This window comes from Duganella margarita (assembly GCF_009857535.1).
In the GTDB taxonomy this organism is placed as follows: Bacteria; Pseudomonadota; Gammaproteobacteria; order Burkholderiales; family Burkholderiaceae_D; genus Rugamonas; species Rugamonas margarita.
On record NZ_WWCS01000026.1, the window covers coordinates 21,698 to 41,033 of the forward strand.

12 protein-coding genes are annotated in these 19,336 nt (G+C 49.9%); 6 read left to right on the plus strand and 6 right to left on the minus strand.

The genetic code is table 11. The features are described 5' to 3' along the window. The first annotated feature begins 3 nt into the window (after window positions 1-3). The 4 genes from GTP55_RS26225 to GTP55_RS26240 all read left to right on the plus strand — a co-directional run bounded on the left by GTP55_RS26225 (window position 4) and on the right by GTP55_RS26240 (window position 6,996). On the plus strand, window positions 4-2,964 hold the full coding sequence (locus GTP55_RS26225) for a type VI secretion system Vgr family protein (protein ID WP_371868446.1): 2,961 nt from the start codon (window positions 4-6) through the stop codon (window positions 2,962-2,964). 25 nt (window positions 2,965-2,989) lie between these two features. After that, window positions 2,990-4,906 (plus strand): phospholipase D-like domain-containing protein, encoded by a 1,917-nt coding sequence (locus GTP55_RS26230; protein WP_229258172.1) that lies wholly within the window; start codon window positions 2,990-2,992, stop codon window positions 4,904-4,906. A gap of 101 nt (window positions 4,907-5,007) precedes the next feature. Then, window positions 5,008-5,937, plus strand: a complete 930-nt coding sequence (locus GTP55_RS26235; protein WP_229258173.1) for an SEL1-like repeat protein — start codon at window positions 5,008-5,010, stop codon at window positions 5,935-5,937. A gap of 318 nt (window positions 5,938-6,255) precedes the next feature. Then, the gene (locus GTP55_RS26240; RefSeq protein WP_161047740.1) at window positions 6,256-6,996 is read left to right on the plus strand and encodes a GIY-YIG nuclease family protein; all 741 of its coding nucleotides are present in this window, start codon (window positions 6,256-6,258) and stop codon (window positions 6,994-6,996) included. 15 nt (window positions 6,997-7,011) lie between these two features. On the opposite strand, the gene GTP55_RS26245 is transcribed toward GTP55_RS26240, so the two are convergent. Beyond that, window positions 7,012-8,232 carry a DNA cytosine methyltransferase gene (locus GTP55_RS26245; RefSeq protein WP_161047741.1) on the minus strand — a complete coding sequence of 407 codons (1,221 nt, stop codon included), beginning with the start codon at window positions 8,230-8,232 and terminating at the stop codon, window positions 7,012-7,014. Window positions 8,233-8,500: 268 nt separating this feature from the next. Between GTP55_RS26245 and GTP55_RS26250 the strand changes: the two genes are divergently transcribed. Then, window positions 8,501-8,947 carry a very short patch repair endonuclease gene (locus GTP55_RS26250; RefSeq protein ID WP_161047742.1) on the plus strand — a complete coding sequence of 149 codons (447 nt, stop codon included), beginning with the start codon at window positions 8,501-8,503 and terminating at the stop codon, window positions 8,945-8,947. Window positions 8,948-9,010: 63 nt separating this feature from the next. On the opposite strand, the gene GTP55_RS26255 is transcribed toward GTP55_RS26250, so the two are convergent. From GTP55_RS26255 to GTP55_RS26270, 4 genes are read right to left on the minus strand one after another with little or no spacing between them, the layout of a single operon-like run. Continuing rightward, a complete protein-coding gene (locus tag GTP55_RS26255; RefSeq protein WP_161047743.1) occupies window positions 9,011-10,177 on the minus strand; it encodes a response regulator in 1,167 nt (388 codons plus the stop codon). A gap of 2 nt (window positions 10,178-10,179) precedes the next feature. After that, window positions 10,180-12,384: an ATP-binding protein gene (locus GTP55_RS26260; protein ID WP_161047744.1), complete on the minus strand. Its 2,205-nt coding sequence runs from the start codon at window positions 12,382-12,384 to the stop codon at window positions 10,180-10,182. A gap of 15 nt (window positions 12,385-12,399) precedes the next feature. Beyond that, window positions 12,400-13,464 carry a DUF262 domain-containing protein gene (locus tag GTP55_RS26265; protein ID WP_161047745.1) on the minus strand — a complete coding sequence of 355 codons (1,065 nt, stop codon included), beginning with the start codon at window positions 13,462-13,464 and terminating at the stop codon, window positions 12,400-12,402. Then, the gene (locus GTP55_RS26270; protein ID WP_161047746.1) at window positions 13,461-14,195 is read right to left on the minus strand and encodes an FRG domain-containing protein; all 735 of its coding nucleotides are present in this window, start codon (window positions 14,193-14,195) and stop codon (window positions 13,461-13,463) included. The genes GTP55_RS26265 and GTP55_RS26270 overlap by 4 nt, the downstream gene beginning before the upstream one ends. Before the next feature lie 572 nt (window positions 14,196-14,767). On the opposite strand from GTP55_RS26270, the gene GTP55_RS26275 reads away from it, so the two are divergent. Continuing rightward, window positions 14,768-16,312 carry a DNA cytosine methyltransferase gene (locus GTP55_RS26275; RefSeq protein ID WP_161047747.1) on the plus strand — a complete coding sequence of 515 codons (1,545 nt, stop codon included), beginning with the start codon at window positions 14,768-14,770 and terminating at the stop codon, window positions 16,310-16,312. 501 nt (window positions 16,313-16,813) lie between these two features. On the opposite strand, the gene gyrB is transcribed toward GTP55_RS26275, so the two are convergent. Next, the gene (gyrB, locus tag GTP55_RS26280) at window positions 16,814-19,306 is read right to left on the minus strand and encodes a DNA topoisomerase (ATP-hydrolyzing) subunit B (RefSeq protein ID WP_161047748.1); all 2,493 of its coding nucleotides are present in this window, start codon (window positions 19,304-19,306) and stop codon (window positions 16,814-16,816) included. Window positions 19,307-19,336: the final 30 nt, after the last annotated feature.

A 19,336-nucleotide genomic window follows, 5' to 3' on the forward strand; every position in this document is an offset into this window, starting at 1 on the left:
ACTGTGGAAAGCGACAGCGATTTTTTCAGCTTCATGACGGCGGCCAAGGAGCTGGTCACCGATAACCGGCCGTTGCGGCTGCGGCTGGATCTGCCCGGCGGATTCAATGACGACATGCTGCTGCCGCAGCGCGTGTTTGGTTCGGAGAGCATCTGCGGCGGGATTGAATACCGCGTGCTGTGCGTATCGGCCAATGCGCAACTACCGCTGAAGAAGATGATCGCCGTGGCGGCCCAACTGGATTTCGTCACCGATCGCGGCGACTTGCGCAGCGTGTGCGGCATCGTCACCGAAGCCAGTTCGGGCGACAGCGATGGCGGCCTGGCCAGCTACCAGCTGGTGCTGCGCGATGCGCTGGCGATACTGGAAAAGCGCACCAACACCCGCGTGTTTCGCAGTATGGACGAAGTGGAAATCGTCCAGCGCATCCTCGATGAATGGCGGCAGAAAAGCCCAGTGCTCGGTATCTGCTTCAACCACGAGAAGGATGAGGCCTTCGACCTGCGTACCTATCCCAAGCGCGAATTCACCATGCAGCACAACGAGTCAGATGCGGCCTTTATCCGCCGCCTGCTCAAACGGCGCGGCATCGGCTGGTACATCCGCGCCGGCGAGATGATGCACACGCTGGTGTTGTTTAACAATGCCGACAGCCTGCGTCAGAACGCCGCCGGCACCATTCGCTACCACCGCGACGCCGCTACAGAAGAACGCGACACCATCACCGCCTGGAGCGCGGTGCGCAGCCTGCAGCCCGGCACGGTCACGCGGTATAGCTGGGATTACATGAATCCGCAGGGCAGGGACTTCATGCTGGTGTCGACTAACAGCAGCAACAACCAAGGCGTCAACGGCAACGAGCTGGCCGCCACGCTGGACGATTACCAGATCTTGCCACCGCACGCCGGCGACGACAACGAAGACCTGTTCAACCTCGGTCAGCTGCGCATGAAACGGCACGACTACGAATCCAAATGCTTCCATGGCGAAGGCAGCGTGCGCGATTTGTGCGCTGGCGAATACTTCACGCTGGCCGAGCATCCGGAAGTGGACCAGCACGACCCTGCGGAACGCGACTTCATCGTCACCGATTTACAGGTGACGGCGCAAAACAACCTGCCGAAAGCATTAGCCACGCGTGTGGAACGCCTGTTCGCCCGTAGCCGCTGGATGCACGGCGCCAGCGATGTGCAAATGCAGCGCGATGTCGTCGATAAAGTGGCCAGCGGCCCGTTACGTATGCACATCCAGTTCACGGCCGTTCGTCGTGGCGTGAGCATTGTTCCCGCCTTCGACCCGCGCGTGGACGTGCCACAAGCGCAAATGCAAAGCGCCATCGTGGTCGGCCCGGAAGGCGAAGAAGTCCACTGCGACCAACTAGGTCGCGTAAAAATTCGCTTCCCCGGCACCCGCCCGGAAGACCACGAAGAAGCCGCCGGCGCTGGTGCCTCCGATACCACTACCGACTCGGCCTGGGTGCGTGTCGCCTCCAACTGGGCAGGCAACGGACCCGGTGCACAGCAACAATGCGGCACGATCGGCCTGCCCCGCGTTGGTTCAGAAGTGTTAGTTACCTTCCTCGGCGGTGACCCGGACAAGCCGGTGATCGTCGCCCAACTCTACAACCAAGGTGGTGCCCCAGCTGCACTGAGTAGTGCAGGCGACTTACCGGGGAACCGCTACCTCTCTGGAATCAAGAGTCGCGAAATTAACGGTGGTCGAGCAAACCAGCTACGGCTGGATGACACCGAGGGACAAATCAGCGCGCAGTTGGTGAGCGCCCATGGTGACTCACAAATCAATTTGGGCTTCATCGTCCAAGACAGATCTAATGGTAATGCCAGTCCACGTGGCGAAGGTTGGGAGTTGGCTAGTAGTGCTTGGGGTGTAGCTCGCGCGAACAAAGGAATGCTCATCACTACTGAGAGCCGATATCCAGGAGCATCGCCAATCAAGGACTTGGGAGAAACCGTACAACGACTAAATGCCGCTCAAGGCCAGCATGAAACTCTGGCGAAACTCGCTCAAGGCGCCAAGGCACAGGACGCCGAGGAACAGGCCAAGGTGGCAGGCATTGTCAAAGCCCAGAACCAAGATATTCAAGGTGGCACGGCAGGAAAATCCACCCAGCTGCGCAAACCTCACTTGGTGCTTGCAAGCCCTAGCGGTATCGAGACATCAACCAGCGGCACTACCCATATTGCCAGTGATCAGCACACTGCGCTCACTACGGGGCTGGATCTATCCATCGCCAGCGGCGGCAGCCTGTTTGCCAGCGTCCGACAAGCGTTGAAAATATTTGCGCACAAAGCAGGTATGCGTCTCGTTGCCGCTGGTGGCGACATTGATGTGCGGGCATTGTCCGACGGCATCAACATCCTGGCTAAACTCAAGATTACCCAGACAGCCACCACCATCAACATCAGCGCCAAAGAGGAAGTCGTAATCAATGGCGGCGGAAGCTATGCCAAATTCAGCGGAGGTGGTATCGAGCTGGGTACCAGCGGGAACCTTGTCTCTCACGCGGCCCAACATCGCCTGGTCGGGCCCAAGACCATGGATATGGCAAACGCGCAGCCGTCTCAGGAGAAGCTCGACGGCGGCGGAACATTTCATTTGAACAGCCATCCAGCTGCCAGCGGGCGTGCCAACGGCGGCTTGCCCTACAAGCTCTTTAAAGACGGTGCACTGGCGGATGAAGGGACTTTCGATGACAACGGCAATATGACCTTCAAGCACGATCTGGACAAGGAATCTGACTACCATCTGGAACTACCCAATGGCACCCGCTTTTCCATCCCCTCTAATACGCATGAGGAACAGCATGAGCTCAGTTCTGGGATTGGATATCACGGCTACGTAAATGAGGGAGGCTCCCTGAACGACGAACATGCTTCACTGGAGCAAAGCCGCCTTCTATCCAATCCTGCCATGAGCGGCGATGACGAATCGCCAGACAAATAATTTTTCGCTTGAAAGGACAGGTGCTATGGCCAGCATGAACGCTAACGCGGACCTTTACAACCAAAGCTTATCCTATCGAAAAAAATCTGCACCTAATCAGTGCCTTGCGCAGTCATGGTTTGTGCGCGTGCCGAAGGAGGTGTACTACCCACGCTATCGCTGCTTGATCGAGCCTTTAATTTGCGGCCAGGACGTATTTGAAAAAATTCAAAAGGATTTACTCAGCGCGCGGCACAGCGTAGACATCATCACATGGGGTTTCGATCCTGGCATGGTGCTTGTCCGTAAGGCTTCTGCGGAAGACGGGGTGCGTTATGGCGACTTATTGAAAAAGATTGCGACGCGAAAGGAAAATCCCGTGAAAGTTCGTCTGCTTGTCTGGCATGACGACGCTGCATCCCATGCGCAGATGAATAACAATCCTGGCTATTACGGGATACGATTTCCACTGATTGACCGTGCTTTCACGGACTTTTACAGTGAGCAGCATCAAGCTTACAACGATGAATGGTACAAGCAAGTATGCGCAAATGAAATCCCCAACATCCATTTTCATGTGCGGGATGTTCCACTGGAATTTGTCGATCAGGCGCTGTCGGACGAGTCAGCGCCATCGAACGTCATGGCGCTGATCGCCAAAAGATATCCCACGCACCATCAAAAAATGCTGTTGGTCGACTACGAAATTCCCAAGTTGGCCAAGGGTTATGTAATGGGACATAACTCCATTACGGATTTTTGGGACACAAAGGAACACAAGTTCAGGGACATACATCGCGAGCGCTTTTACGAAATGGACCATGCAAAGCTACAGAGGAAAGCATGGGAGAGCGTCTCCGAGTACCAACGGCGTGCAGCGGATGAGGTAGCGCAAGCGTACATTGATGCGAGAAGCCATGTTGCCAAGCCGTACCAGGATGTTTCATGCAGGGTACAAGGCCCAATTCTCTACGATCTCAATCACAATTTTTGCCAAGCCTGGGAGGAGTCCAAGCGGCCTAGTAGCCTATTCCGCGAGCTTTGTTGGCTAACTTGGCTGCCGGGATTGAAAATCCATGCCATGGTAGCCGAAAAAATTGTTGATTCGCTCCATCATGAAATGGATCCCGGCTTCATTGCGCGACGTAAAGCCTTACCCCTGAGCGCTTTTAATTTGCCGGATGCGCGACATAATTTGCAGCTACTTCGCACTCAACCACTGCACTGCGAGAAGACCATAAAGGAGTGCTATGCAAACCTTACCAGACAGATGCTGCACTACATATTCATCCAAAACCAATATATTCAATACAAACCTTGGGCTGAGCATCTGATTGAATGCTCTGGACGTTTGCGGGGAGCCGGCTATCTCAAGCCGCTTTACGTATTCATATTGACATCGACGCCGGAGAGTGACGGTATGGACAGACCGACCTACGACGTTGCTGGCGGTATCGGCATGAGCACGACGATGCGCGTTGAGCATGAGGAGGCTGTGGCAAATGCAAAAAAGAATGGGGAGCGTCCTCCGTTGGATGCTGAAGAGCTAGCGGCGAACGGTCTGCGCGTCTTCATGGGTTCGCTCTGGACATGTGCTGATAAAAAGGGGCAATTGAGCTCGACGGATTATGAAGAAATTTACATTCACGCCAAAGTAGCAGTTGTGGATGACGCGGCATTCACTATCGGGTCAGCTAATCTGAACTTGCGAAGCATGGCACTGGACAGCGAACTCAACGTGATAAGTGACGCATTTGACGTAGCGTATCAGTTGCGTGCCGACCTGTTCAGGCAATGTACTAAAAACCCTGGACCGCCGCAATTTGAAGATATGGGAGATGCATTCAAAGAATGGAAGGGGCTGGCATCCAAGAATTACGGTGCAAAAGAATCTGGAGGCAAGCTGCTGGGGGAGCTACTTCCATTCCATGTCGACAGGAAGCCCGGATTCCCGGTGGTTTAGTCATGAGCAGCTTGAGAACACGTTCTGCTATCGTCGTTTTGCTATGTGCCGGTTTGGCGATGGGAGCTACGTTCATTCATCGTTACTTGCAGGAGAGAGCCTTGCATTCATTACCTTATGGATTCAAGAAATTTAGCTTGTCTGATCCTATTCCTTTATGTGGGCGGTGGAAAGAACATATGCCCTCAAAGCGCGATCCAGTGGCCTACAATTTATATATTGAAGCGAGGAAGGTCTGGCGTAGCAAGATTGGATGGCAGCTTACTCGTGCAGAAACCACTCGCATACTGACTGATGTCGGCAAGGCTGCGGAACTCGGTGATTGGGGCGCCCGCGCTTTGTTAGCCCGATTTTATCTCTATGGACTAGGCGTTCTTGAATCAAACCATGTGCTTGATGCTGCACCGGAAAAGGGTGTCGAAATTGCGCGCATGGCGGCCGCCGAAGGTCAGCCGTGGGGAGTCTTTGATTTAGGCGTCGCATACGAACATGGTTACGGTGGAGCGGTGCACGATCCAACTCTTGCTTGGGCCTACTTTTTGCGAGCGGCGGAGCTTGGCAGTCCGGAAGCCCAAATGGCGTTGGCTAGCGCTTATGGCCAGGCTGGACGACTTGCTGATGCGGAAGCCATGCAGCAATGTGCATACAAGCAAGGACATGGACTCGCCGCTTACGAGTTGGGTATTAAAGCGGAGTTAAAGACGCGGTATATGGATGCAATCAGGCTTTATCAAGAAGGCGTTAAATTTGGAAGCAAGGAGAGCGCTGCATCGCTTGAACTACTTTTCAAGAATGGGTACAGCCCAGGTGCAACAGACGAGGAAAAAGTAGAGTTAAAGCTGCTTGGCATTCGAGCTGACCCGGAAAGGAAAAGCCGGTACAACGTGATTTACGATGCACTTGAAATTAATCCAGACTTGAGACTGGGGCGCTTGGATGAAGTGCTTCCACTTCCACCTGCCAAGTTGCCCAGTTGGTCTAATGTAAATGACGCAGCCGAACCTGAATCTGACGGACCGCCGACCTACTAAAATTCGGAGTACGCCATGCCATTGAAAATCATAACGGTGGGCGACACGACAGATCATGGATGAAAAGTCATCACTGGCTCGCCAGTTCATGTCATAGGTGGCAAAGCAATCGCGCGTCTTCACGACAAGGTCTCCCGCCCTCAACTTTATCTTGGCGGGGCGTCGCGTGGAATAAACAAAATCGTCACCGCTCACGAAATTGTCACTGTTGGAGATATTCCAGTCGTAGTACCCAGCCGCTTCCCTCTCAACCAAGGATGAGGTAGCATTGGCCAGCGGTCGTTTCTGAGCCGCATTGCACAGAAAAGGCTGAACCCATTGCATTCCCTTTACGTCTTTGACTTCCTCACCACAGTCTCTCTCCAGCTCAAGGAAAAACTTGAAGGTTTGGACGAGACAGTGCTCGATAAAGCCGCTCTTGCAGCTCTGGCCCAGTACCAACGGGAACACGATTCGCTCCAAGGTGTATACGTAATTCACTACGAAGGGCAGCCCAAGTACGTTGGCAAGGCGAATAACGTGAGCGATCGGTTATCTCAGCACTTGACCAAGCTGTCCGGGCGCAAAGGCATTAACCCGCTGGCCATTGGCTATAAGACCCTGCTGCTCGACAAGAGCATGAGCACGGCCGCGAACGAAGGTATCCTTATATCGATGTTCCAGCAGGAACACACCGGCATGTGGAACGGCGCCGGCTTCGGCCCTAAAGATCCTGGCAAGGAACGTGACACCACCAAACCAGGAACGTTCGACACCGACTATCCAATCCTTGACGAATATCTCGTGGATTTGAAAACTGAAGAGAATGGCGTGATCAATTTGAAGGATCTGGTCACGACCATGAAGGACCAGCTGCCTTACGTCTTCCGTTACAACATCCCTGCGGAAGAACTGGATAAAACCATCATCTTGACCAGCGACGACCGGCGCGCCCGTTCATTGCTGCAAGCGGTGGTAAGTTTTCTCGGCGAGGGTTGGAAAGGCGCTGTCATTAGCTATGGGATGGTGCTGTATAAGACAGCCAAGCACTACCCACACGGCGAAGAGCTAAACCCCTAGCACCACCGCGCGCGCTTACTCCCTAAGCAGAGCGCACACGCTCTCGGCAATCACCGATGCCAGGCGTACCGGCACGGCGTTGCCGAGCTGCCGCATGATTTCCGACCAGGTTCCCTCAAACAGGAAATTATCGGGGAAGGTCTGAATACGAGCTGACTCGCGCACGGTGAAGTAGCGCACCGTGCCATCTACGCGCCGCAGCATGTTTTCGCCACCGGGGACGCCATGGTCACCGGCCTTCAACGCCTTTGCCGGCTCGTCCAGCGGACTGCCGGTGTGGCCGGGATAGGTCCGCGCGCCAGGCTGGAAACGATGGGCTTGCACTTTGCCGGGGAAGCGCTCGGGATCCGGGAGATCGCAAATGGCATCCCTGACAGTGCGCCAGGCAAGCAAGTTGCTGCCGTAGTCCGTATCGATCAGCTTGCTGATCTTCTTCTCAATACCGGCAGGCTTGGCTGGCCGGTGTTGCGTCGCGACTTTATGTCGATCCCAATACTCACTGGAACCCCACTGCGAGAGCAGGAGCGCGTCGCTACTATGCGTCTCTGCAGGCGCTTGCCACACCTTGTCTTGGTCGGCGCGAAAGCCGACAAAGAACACCCGCATGCGTTTCTGAGGAACGCCGTAGTTGGCCGCGTTCACCACCTTGAACGTGACGCGGTATTCGCTGGCGGTGCCCGGTTTCTGCTGCCACTTGCGCAAGCGGGCCAGATGATCGCCCCATTGCTCCTTCGGTTTCGCGGCCAGTGAGGGGAACTCCAGCTGCAGCAGAATATAGTCGAAGTAATCGGCGAAGGCGACACGCGTCAGACCCTGCACGTTCTCAAAGACGAACGCACGCGGCCGCGCCTCGCGCACCGCGCGGATCGCCTGTGGGAACATATCCCGCTCGTCCAGGAAGCCGCCGTGTTTGCCGCCCATGGAGAACGGCTGGCATGGCGGACCGCCGGTGATCAGATCGATCCCCTCGAAAGCGTCATACTTGAAATTCTTGACGTCGCCTTCCGTCACATCCGGCCACTGGCCGATTGGATCAACCTTGTGCAGCTTGTTATGGCGGATGGTATTGCAGGCGTGCGTGTTCCACTCGACCACCGCGCGGTGGTGCACATGATTTCCGGAGAAACCCAGCGCCAAGCCTCCCGCGCCAGCGAAAAGCTCGATCGATTCAAGGGCGCGCGGAGCCAACACGAAATGTTCGTCCGGAAGCGCGGTGGTGAGAAGTTGCTTGTACATGGTGTTATTAATACGATCGGATGAATAGACGCTGCTCAAACTAGACGTCATAACGCTGGCGAATCTCGTTGCATGCCGTACTGGGGAGACGAGATTGCAGCAGTATAAAGCAATGGATGACAGCGCCCAAATTCGCGAATTTTAAGAATTTTACTGTGTTTTTATACAGTTATCAACTTAACTTGTTTAGCTTTTATCAAAACACTCTTGAATATTTTGTGACAGCTGCGATCTTGCTCTTATCGGCATGACGAAGATGAGGTAAAGGATGGTCGATTCTATAGATCCTAGGGCACGCAGCGCGATGATGGCGCGAATACGCGGCAAAAATACGCGGCCGGAACTTACAGTGCGAAAAATGCTGTTTGCCGCCGGTTACCGATATCGTCTCCATGTACGGAAGCTGCCAGGTTCGCCGGATTTGGTCTTCGCATCGCGAAAGAAGGCTATCTTCGTTCACGGCTGTTTTTGGCATCTTCACGATAATTGCAATAGGGCCCGGATGCCTAAGTCACGTGTCGAGTTCTGGACAGACAAGTTGAACGGTAATAAAGCACGAGATGAACGCTCGCTCAACGCGCTTGAGCGAGCTGGGTGGCAGATATATGTGGTCTGGGAGTGTGAACTTGATAAGCGAGAAATTTTAGAAAAAAAACTAAAACAGTTCTTGGGACCGACAGCAAAGGAAATAAAAAACGCTTCCAAATATTTGTGAAGAGAAGCTGTGTTCGCAGTTCATATCGGCACCCAATTAAATGAATTTAATAAATTTCTTTATTTAGTCTGGATGGAAATAATCCGGTGTTCCAAATCTGCTGAAATAGGAACCTAATCTTTCAATGATGGACGGTAAAAATTCTGGGGTTATAGATGCAAATTTCTGTGATGTAAGTGCCTGGACCGCTTCGGTATCAGATCTCAATACCGAACGAATTTTATCGAAATTTATAAAAAAAGGCCCTAGGCTGGTGCCATCATTTAGTGAAAGACGCGGAAGAAAATGGTAAACACTACTGTTTCCTTTATGCTGTGAGAACTGACGAAATTGTCCTCTTGCCTTATCTAGATTCTTATTTAGATCTTCAATTATTTTTTCGTCCATGCTCTTATTGTTATTAACTTTTTCTTGAGCGGTAGCTATTTTGGAGTGTGCTTTATCCCACTCTTCGGCGACGTCTTTGCATTCAGCCCATTGTAAAGTTTCGTTTTTACCATTGCGAGCTAAGTCGCAACGAGGAGTAATTAGTATTTCCACGACGCCATCATCGCGTTTAATTAAGTCCCCGGTCCTCAGATCATTACGGATAGCCGGAATGAAATACCATTCTTCTGGATGTACACGATGCTCGTGCTCTTCAAGAAAAGCGCTGTAAACGTGCGCAGTTAGGTGTCTAGTTAAAGCACCATCCGTAAACTCGTTACGACCATCTTGCCCGGTTTCGACCCAACGATTCCATCTAGGCCATATAGAACGGGTAAATAAATTAACCATTTCTTTTTTTATTTTTGCATTGGATATTTTTATTTGTTTAACAACGGGAATTTGAGAAATAAGCCAATTCATTGCGGTTCTTATGCCATGTTGGCCTTTTCCAAATATAGGAACATTTTTTGCCCAATTCGGGGGATTGGCCGAACCAGCTGGCTCTCCAGACAATACCGCTACCACTGCCAATTCTGAATTCAGCAAATTATCGACAACAATATTGCCATCCTTATTTGATGCATCTCGACCGGAATTTCTAAGATTGATGTCAACAATTGCGGCATCAATATTATGGTCTGCCATTATCGCGGTGGCCTCTTCCAGGGATACCGCTGTGTGAAGCAAAATTTCATATCCAGTCTCATCTTGCTCAGCGTTCTTAATCTCCACCTCGATCTTCCATTGAGCGATCGTTGGAGCATCGTCTTCGACTATAAGTAATTTTAATTTAGTTTTCATTTCTACATTCCATTTGGAAACTTAATTACAAAGGTTGTTTCAATAGCGTGATCTTCATAATAGATATCGCCTTTGCTCGCTCGGCAAGCTTCTCTTGCGATAAGCAGACCTAGTCCATGCCCCTCACTCTTCAACGTAAAGCCAGCATCAAAAAGCTTTTGGGAATTTTCCAGATCTATCAAAGGGCCATTATTCGATATCGAAATTAAACTTTCATTTTTGCTTACTGAAAACAAGATGCCTATTTTTTTATCATTTTTTGTTACTGTTGATAACCAATGTATAGCATTATCTAGTATGTTGAGCAACGAACTTTGTAAGTCGCCCTTATAGCCATAACCAAATACAGGGTTATCGCCAGAATAGGTAACTTCGATACCATTTTCAATAAGCGAGTCACGCAAAAAATCGACTGCAGTTTCTACAACTTCCTGAATTAAGAATTTGCCTGGTTTTCCTCTACGACGCCCAGACACAGGATCTAAAGCTTTAAATAGTGAGCTTAATCCTTTTACTCCAGTATTGATTGTTTCTGCATGAATTGGATAATACTTCCTTATGACTTCGCCCTTAGTTGTTTGATCGAATAAAGCGTCTTTCCCTTCAACCAATGACACAGCAGCATATGACATTGGCTCCAGATAGCGTCTTCCATCATGAATTACACGTGCCACGACCATTCCCAACGCCGACGTAGATTCAAGCAACTTCTTATAGGCATCGATTTCATCAAGAGATTTAGTTAAGGCATCAGATTCTTTTTTTATCTTTTCTAAAAATATTTTTCTATTTTCAAGAGGTAGCGCTTGTGCTGCGGTTACCAAGCTGCTTAGATTTGCTAGTTCTTTAATATGAGCGACATCTCCTACAGGTTTCCGACTTAGGCCAGCATTTTGTCGATAGTCGAAACGTTTCTCTTCGGCTCGTACAAGAGTTGCTGTGATTAAGCCGCGCAATCGTTCGAATGCGCCATTGTGCTCAAACCCCTCACGGCTACTTCTTTCTATGAGGTTTGATAGCGCCTCGTCCGCAATGAAAATTTGTCCTGACGTCTGGGTATGCCCTATCCTTTTCGAAGGCTCTTGGATTCTCCGACTTTCAAGCATAAGCCAGTCATTTTCAGCTTCACCATAGGGACGAATTCTAAAACCATCGCGATACACAGCAATACCAGCATTTTCGTTTAATATTTGCCTTGCTCTACGAACCCCTATTTTTTTTACGTCAAGGCCCATTCGCTGAAATAATGCTTCTACCGCCTCTGGTTCTCTATCATAAATTTGAATTCGGATGGAAAATGGCCCACACTTTTCTTCGTCTGAACCCATCGGTGAGGGAGGAATACTTATCTTTTGTGAAACGTTATCGCCTCGTTCTATTTGAAACTGGCCTTCGAACCCACCAAGAGAATCATATTTCCCAGTTAGAACATAATCCGCCTTGTCCTGAATCTGATATGGTTTGATTAATGCATAAGTTTCGTCTACATATATTATTTCCGAGTTGGTTTCTGCTATGGATTTTCGTAAAATATCGTCCCCATCGATACCGGAACTGGAATCTTCTGTATTTGTTTTTTTAAATTCAGAGAGATCGAGATAAATATTAAAGTCACCTCTTACATCTGTTGGTGATATTAAACGACGCAACTCACCTATTATTTTTTCTAAACTCTTTTCTGTCCAGGCAACACGTGAATCGTTAATTTTTACCGAGAAACCGGTTGAATTTTTACCTTTAAGGTATTGAGAATGTAGTGGAATATCCAGATCCTCTAAGTATTTGCTCGATTCAAAGTCTCGCCAATCTACTGTAAGCTCAGTCTTCTCATAATTATCTTTAACATAGGCAATAGAGCTGATGGTAGTTAAACTACCCAATCTAGCTGAAGCAAATCGCCCAATACCTTTTGCACCCAGCATAATCCGTTTTCCAGATCGGCTAAAACGATTATTTTTTTTCTCATCAGTTGCAGGTTCAAACCATTTACATTCAATCTCTGACTCAGTCATCCCATGACCATTATCAAAAACGTGAACTAATCCATCAGGATAGGAATCACATTTTGGGGCGATCTTAATTTTTATCCAAGTAGAGTCGGCGTCATAAGAGTTTTTCACTAGTTCGATTAGTGCAGCCTCTGGGCCGCTAATTAATTGGTCTCCTATAGTGCGGATAATCCTTGCACGTGGTTTTAGCTTTGCCATAAGTTTCCTATTAATTTATCGTTGTGATGATAGCCATGAACATAAAATGCGCCACCGTTCCCGAATCGAGTTTGCATCATTTGTCCCTTGCTGGGATAGACGATCAAATTCCAGTAAGTCAAAATTAGCCTTGGAAATATCTAACTCTGCTTTTGACCGGTTATCTAATCTGAGTTTATTGAATTTATCTAATTTAGATCGCGTAAATTTATGCGTCAGCGATTTTCTCTGAAGCATAGAAAATACGAATGCGTAAATGACAATTGAAGCTTGCGCTTGCAGCAAAACGTCTCGATCAAGAAAAATAGGTGTAATATTATCCAAAAGTCTCTCTACTTCGTCTTTTAAATTTTTCACATATTTGGTGTTTCCATTTTTAAAGTCTTTTGTAAAACTATCTAAGAAAGGCTTTTTTGTATCGATTATTTTGTCTTCTCGAAGATTATGAGCGACATACAAAAGCCTAACAGCCACTTCTTTTTTTTGTAGACGCTTATCATTGAATCTGACTTTTTTTTGAAAGAAATCGTGACATGATACCGCGTCAATAGCTTTAACAAGATCTCCCCCAATTGCACGCCGCTTTTCTGCTGAATTAAGTGGAACTGCCTCGTTTAGTCTAGAAAACATATCTTCTATTAATTCGATGTCATCTGTCTGAACGGTAATTATCGGTAAGCTAAATGCGTCAAAGCGGCTTTTAATTTTTGGATATTTTTGGGCGAGCTCGTTGTAAGTCATTCCTGCAGCTCTAACTTTGGGATCTTCAAAATATTCAAAGTATTCACTTAACGGAAAGCTTCCTTCAATAAATTTTACGATGCTTTCTAGTCTTTGCCGACCATCTATTATCGCGTATTCTTTTTTTCTTTTTTTTGCTTCTGCTCGACTATACTTATGAAAATAAATTTTAGGTATGTCGTAACGGTTAATAATAGAATCAATTAAAAGTTGTTTTTTTTCCAAAGACCATACTTCTCCATTTCTTTGATATGGTGGATCCCTTAAAATTAGGTCCCATTCATTGTATATACTCTGAATAGTGCTATGAGCCAAGGCGCTAGTCTCGATTATATTCATTTCAACGTATCCTTTAGCTCTTGACCTATGCTTGAAAGTTCAGGAAAAACTTGAAATCGGTTAATTCCTAATATTTTTAGCTCTTCTCTAATGTTGTTTTTATTTTTTGATGGAATAGTAAATTTTAAGCAATGCGATTTACTGTCAATTTCTTCTATTGGCGTTTTCTTTAGATGACTTATCGTGAATACACCTAGTTGCGCTTGAATTCTTGGATTATTTCTTGTCGCGATTACAGCGATAGGAAGTATTCCGTTATCTTTTCCCTTGCTATAAGAAATAACCGAATAATTCGCTAACCAGTCGTCTTCAAACGACGGGATATACACTCTAGATTCTGTTGACAGTTTGTTTAATTCGTGGGGAAATAGAACCCACAGAGCTCCATCTTTTTTCGATTTTTTGTCTTCCACCGCAAAATAAAGTGCAATCAGAGGATTTTCGGTCCAATCCAGAAGGCGAGTTGGAACTCCATAATGCTGCATCAGAAACATCCAGCCGAAGTCGTAAGGCATGGCGGGAGCTTTCTCCAATAACAAATTTGCATTTTGTCTAAATCGTCCTAATAGTTCGATTTCTCCTACAGGTTTCTTCAATCTGTCATAGTTTGGTTGCAGTTTCCAATCAGCATTGGCGTGACCGCGGAACCACTGCGGACCACAATTCGGGACTGTGATTGCTCGCAACTCGCCGATTAGATCGGATACTGAGGTAATCGCTTTGGTAGTCATAAAGCCTCATTTCTGTTTTGCTACTAATGTTACCTTAAAGCAGATTGCATAGGGCAAGAAATAGCTACTCATGGTAATAAATTATTAGCTATCGGTCTGCAATTAACCGAGAGCGATTCCTAACTTCTATGATCCGAAGTTGACGTATCTAGTCAGATGATGACCCTAACTGGCGTAATGATCTATATTTGCTGGCGTTGTCTCGCTGGCAGGCAGTTTTTCGTGGTTGTCGTTTGGAAGCGCTCGTAATAGTCACGAAATTTCACCGGTATGCTTCGGGATTTGCTTCAAGAATTACTGCCTGACGGAAGCGCAAAGCTAACGATCTAAGATCGGGCTTGACTTCTGGGGGCGATGGCAGGAAGAGCTCTATGCCCAACCCATTCGAGGGTAAATAGCAGTGGACTTGCAAAAATAGCATGATGTGAGTTGCGCTTATTGCACGGTGCGGTGCTAAGAGCGTAAATGCATACATAGATTTGTGCTTTACGTGATGTGCCGGATGGTTTTTGTTGTTATGATTACGGGTTGTAATATAAAGCCATATTGGCATACTTTGCCTGAAACTATACATGACCATAAAAATCGTCGACCTCTTTGCAGGTCCAGGGGGGCTTGGGGAAGGGTTTTCTTCGTTAGACAGCGGTCAAGTTTTTAAGATACTTGTCTCAGCGGAGATGGAGCAGTCTGCACATGCGACTTTACGTCTCAGAAGTTTTTTTCGATTAATTCGTGATGACGCTCGAGCTCTGGCGGGATACTATAGATTTTGCAACGGTGAAGCCGAACTTCCGTACGATCGAGACTCACAAAAGTCTTGGGAGGAGGCCGGGTTGGAAGCAAGGTGCTTAACCTTGGGGGTTAAGGCAGACAATGATGCGTTAGATTTGTGCTTGGATGAGCATCTTAAGCACACGGAGCCGTGGGTATTAATTGGCGGACCGCCTTGCCAAGCATATTCAATTGTTGGTCGTGCTAGAAATAGCGGTACTCCGAGTTATAAGCCGGAAAATGATCATCGACATTTTCTTTATAAAGAATATCTCAGGATTATCCGTGACCGTCGACCTCCTGTTTTTGTAATGGAAAACGTTTTAGGTATTCTTTCTGCAAAAATTTCAGGAGGGAAGATATTTCATGATATCTTGCGTGATTTGTCGGACCCTGACGGAGTGTTCCATGAGGGAACAGGCCAACCTGGATATCGTATTCATTCGTTAGTATCCGATACTCATTATCAGTCCGGCATGGATCCTGCCGAGATTGATCCCAGACAGTTCGTCGTTAAATCTGAAGATTATGGTATTCCTCAAGCAAGGCATCGAGTAATTTTACTCGGTATTCGAGAGGATATTAATGTCGATTTCACAAGGTTAAATACTTCTGCACAGGTAACGGTCGCTTCAGTGATATCTGATTTACCCAAACTCCGTAGCCGAGCCACAAAGACTGTGGATTCGAACGACTTATGGGCAGAAACCGTAAGAGCACATTTAAATGAACTTGCGCAGGATGCCGATCATAAGAAAATGCGGCGGTTGGCCGCAAGCTTAAAAAAATCCGCGAGGCAAGTTCGTAAGAATTTGACTCAAGGGCAGTTACGTTTGCCCAAGAAGAATAAGCGACGATCACTTAATTATGCTCCGGACTGGTATTTGGATGCACAACTAAAGGTTTGGCTAAATCACGAAGCCAGAAGTCATATGTCAAGTGACCTTCGGCGCTACGCATTTGCCGCAACCTATGCTCGACTAAATAACCGATCGCCCACAGGTCATGAAAATTTTTCACTTAGTGGGCTTGCCCCCAATCATAAAAATTGGAAAAGTGGAAAATTTTCAGACCGCTTTAGGGTGCAGCGAAAAAATGCACCGTCTACTACTATTACAAGCCATATAGCTAAAGATGGGCATTATTTTATTCATCCTGATCCATCTCAATGTAGAAGTTTAACTGTACGGGAGGCCGCACGACTCCAAACTTTCCCCGATAATTATTTTTTTCAGGGGAATAAGACTCAGCAATACCATCAAGTAGGTAATGCGGTTCCTCCGTTGCTTGCACGTAGCATAGCTAATATAGTTAAAGAAATACTGCGAACAACAGAAAAACCCTAGTTGTGATTCACCAAAAAAGGCTGTTAAAAAAACAGCCTATAAAGTGGTTGTAAATATTTTCACCATGCAGCGTATCGATAATATGCAGTGGGGCGACTTCATATATCTAGAATTAACGCCTTGAAAACCTGATTCGCTGCAGTCGTGTCGTCTATCGCTACCTTAGCACGGTGCACGGGGAGTCCTGTGGCACAGTATCATGTAAGCACCACCGCCTAGGAAACCGTTGGGCTCTTCTCACTCTACATTGATTAAGGATACTACAACCAGCACGGCGCCGGCATTGGCGAAATTCGCGGCGGCTGGCAGGCCGCGATATAACTTATTAGAGAAGGGGGCGTTGCTTACTGATGACGCCAGCGTACTGGACGCGGCGGTGAGTGTGAAATACGTTGAACTTACCTCGTTTGTTACATTGAATAATTTCTAAGAGTTTTTGAGGCACAAACAAAAACGCCACAATCATGAATGACGGTGGCGTCTTCAATTAAGCGTCGTCGCTTAAACGTCGATATTCCCCGCCCGCAGCGCATTGTTCTCAATGAACGCACGGCGTGGTTCCACGTCATCACCCATCAAGGTGGTGAAGATCTGATCCGCAGCAATCGCATCCTCGATCTGCACCTTCAGCAGGCGGCGGACGGTTGGGTCCATGGTGGTTTCCCACAGCTGTTCCGGGTTCATCTCGCCCAGACCTTTGTAGCGCTGTTTCGATACCACGCGTTCGGACTCGTCGCGTAGCCACTGCATCGCCTGGTGGAAGTCGACCACGGCCGATTCCTTGGTGCGCTCGCCTTCGCCGCGGCGCACGTAGGCGCCTTCGCCCAGCAGGCCGGTGAAGGTGGCGGCGGCTTCGGCCAGCACGCGGTAGTCGGCGCTGCGCACGAAGTCGGCGTCGATCGAGCTGACTTTGACGTTACCGTGGTGCATACGCTCAACCCACAGCAGGTGCTGTTCGTTCAGTTCGTCCGAACGCACCGAGACTTTGACGGCGATGTCGTTGATGTTGTCTTCCAGCGCGCGCGCCGAGGCTTCGGCGGCCTCCTGCGTGCTCAGGTCCAGCGTCACGCCGGTCATGATGGCGGTCAGCGCGGCGCGGTCGATCATGCGCGTCAGGCGTGTCATGATGACGTTGGCCAGGTTGAACTGGCGTACCAGTTCGCCCAGCGCTTCGCCCTGGATCGGCTCGGCGCCTTCGCGCGGCGTCAGCACGGCGGTGTTCAGCGCCACGTTCATCATGTAGGTCGCTTCTTCGGCGTCGTCCTTCAGGTAACGCTCGTCGCGGCCGGCCTTGACCTTGTACAGCGGCGGCTGGGCGATGTAGATGTGGCCGCGTTCGACCAGTTCCGGCATCTGGCGGTAGAACAGCGTCAGCAGCAGGGTGCGGATGTGGGCGCCGTCGACGTCCGCATCGGTCATGATGATGATGCGGTGGTAGCGCAGTTTTTCGACGTTGAATTCGTCCGGGCCGATCGAGGTGCCGAGCGTGGCGATCAGCGTGGTGATCTGTTCCGACGACAGCATTTTTTCAAAGCGCGCCTTTTCCACGTTCAGCACTTTACCGCGCAGCGGCAGGATGGCCTGGAACTTGCGGTCGCGGCCTTGCTTGGCCGAGCCGCCTGCGGAGTCACCCTCGACGATGTACAGTTCGCACAGCGCCGGGTCGCGTTCCTGGCAGTCGGCCAGTTTCGACGACAGGCCGAGGCCGTCCATGACGCCTTTGCGGCGGGTCAGGTCGCGTGCCTTGCGGGCCGCTTCGCGCGCGCGCGCCGCTTCGACGATCTTGCCGCAGATGATTTTGGCGTCGTTCGGTTTTTCCTGCAGGTAGTCCGACAGCGTCTTGGCGACGATCTCTTCGACCGGGCCGCGCACTTCGGAAGACACCAGCTTGTCCTTGGTCTGCGACGAGAATTTCGGCTCAGGCACCTTCACCGACAGCACGCAGGTCAGGCCTTCGCGCATGTCGTCGCCGGAGATCTCGACCTTGGCTTTCTTGGCGAAGTCGTGCTCGTCGATGTATTTGTTGATGACGCGGGTCATCGCCGCGCGCAGGCCGGTCAGGTGGGTGCCGCCGTCGCGCTGCGGGATGTTGTTGGTGAAGCACAGCACCTGTTCGTTGTAGGCGTCGTTCCACTGCATCGAGACGTCGACCGAGATGTTGGTGTTCTGGTCCGACATGCGGTCGCCGGTGGCCTGGAACACGGTCGGGTGCAGCACGGTCTTGGCTTTGTTGATGTATTCGACGAAGCCGCGGGTGCCGCCTTCGAACGCAAACAGTTCTTCCTTGCCGGTGCGCTGGTCGGTCAGCTTGATGTTGACGCCGTTATTCAGGAACGACAGTTCGCGGATGCGCTTGGCCAGGATTTCGTAGTGGAATTCGACGTGGGTGAAGATTTCTTCGTCGGCCCAGAAGTGGACGTCGGTGCCGCGCTTGTCGGTTTCGCCGATGACCTTGATCGGCGAGACCAGCACGCCGTCGCGGGTTTCCAGCTGGCGGTCTTGCGCCACGCCGCGCACGAATTCCATTTCGTGCACTTTGCCGTCGCGGCGAATGGTCACGCGCAGCAGCTTGGACAGGGCGTTGACGCACGACACGCCGACGCCGTGCAGGCCGCCGGAGACTTTGTACGAGTTCTGGTCGAACTTGCCGCCGGCGTGCAGTTCGGTCAGCACGATTTCGGCCGCCGAGCGCTTCGGCTCGTGCTTGTCGTCCATCTTCAGGCCGACCGGAATGCCGCGGCCGTTGTCGGTGATCGAGATCGAGTTGTCGGAGTGGATGGTGACGTGGATCTCGGTGCAATAGCCGGCCAGCGATTCATCGATCGAGTTGTCCAGCACCTCGAACACCAGGTGGTGCAGACCGGTGCCGTCCGAGGTGTCGCCGATGTACATGCCGGGACGTTTGCGGACTGCTTCCAGACCTTCCAGGATCTGGATCGAGGAGGCGCCGTATTCATCATTCTTTACCGCGGGGACTGCATTCTCTTCGGACATGTGCTGCTTTCTCAATCAATATGCGTGTAT

Coding starts and splice junctions, on each gene's coding strand:
- GTP55_RS26275 (WP_161047747.1), top strand. CDS start 14,768: ATGACCATAAAAATCGTCGACCTCTTTGCAGGTCCAGGGGGGCTTGGG.
- GTP55_RS26245 (WP_161047741.1), bottom strand. CDS start 8,232: ATGTACAAGCAACTTCTCACCACCGCGCTTCCGGACGAACATTTCGTG.
- GTP55_RS26255 (WP_161047743.1), bottom strand. CDS start 10,177: ATGAAAACTAAATTAAAATTACTTATAGTCGAAGACGATGCTCCAACG.
- GTP55_RS26270 (WP_161047746.1), bottom strand. CDS start 14,195: ATGACTACCAAAGCGATTACCTCAGTATCCGATCTAATCGGCGAGTTG.
- GTP55_RS26260 (WP_161047744.1), bottom strand. CDS start 12,384: ATGGCAAAGCTAAAACCACGTGCAAGGATTATCCGCACTATAGGAGAC.
- GTP55_RS26265 (WP_161047745.1), bottom strand. CDS start 13,464: ATGAATATAATCGAGACTAGCGCCTTGGCTCATAGCACTATTCAGAGT.
- GTP55_RS26250 (WP_161047742.1), top strand. CDS start 8,501: ATGGTCGATTCTATAGATCCTAGGGCACGCAGCGCGATGATGGCGCGA.
- GTP55_RS26230 (WP_229258172.1), top strand. CDS start 2,990: ATGGCCAGCATGAACGCTAACGCGGACCTTTACAACCAAAGCTTATCC.
- gyrB (WP_161047748.1), bottom strand. CDS start 19,306: ATGTCCGAAGAGAATGCAGTCCCCGCGGTAAAGAATGATGAATACGGC.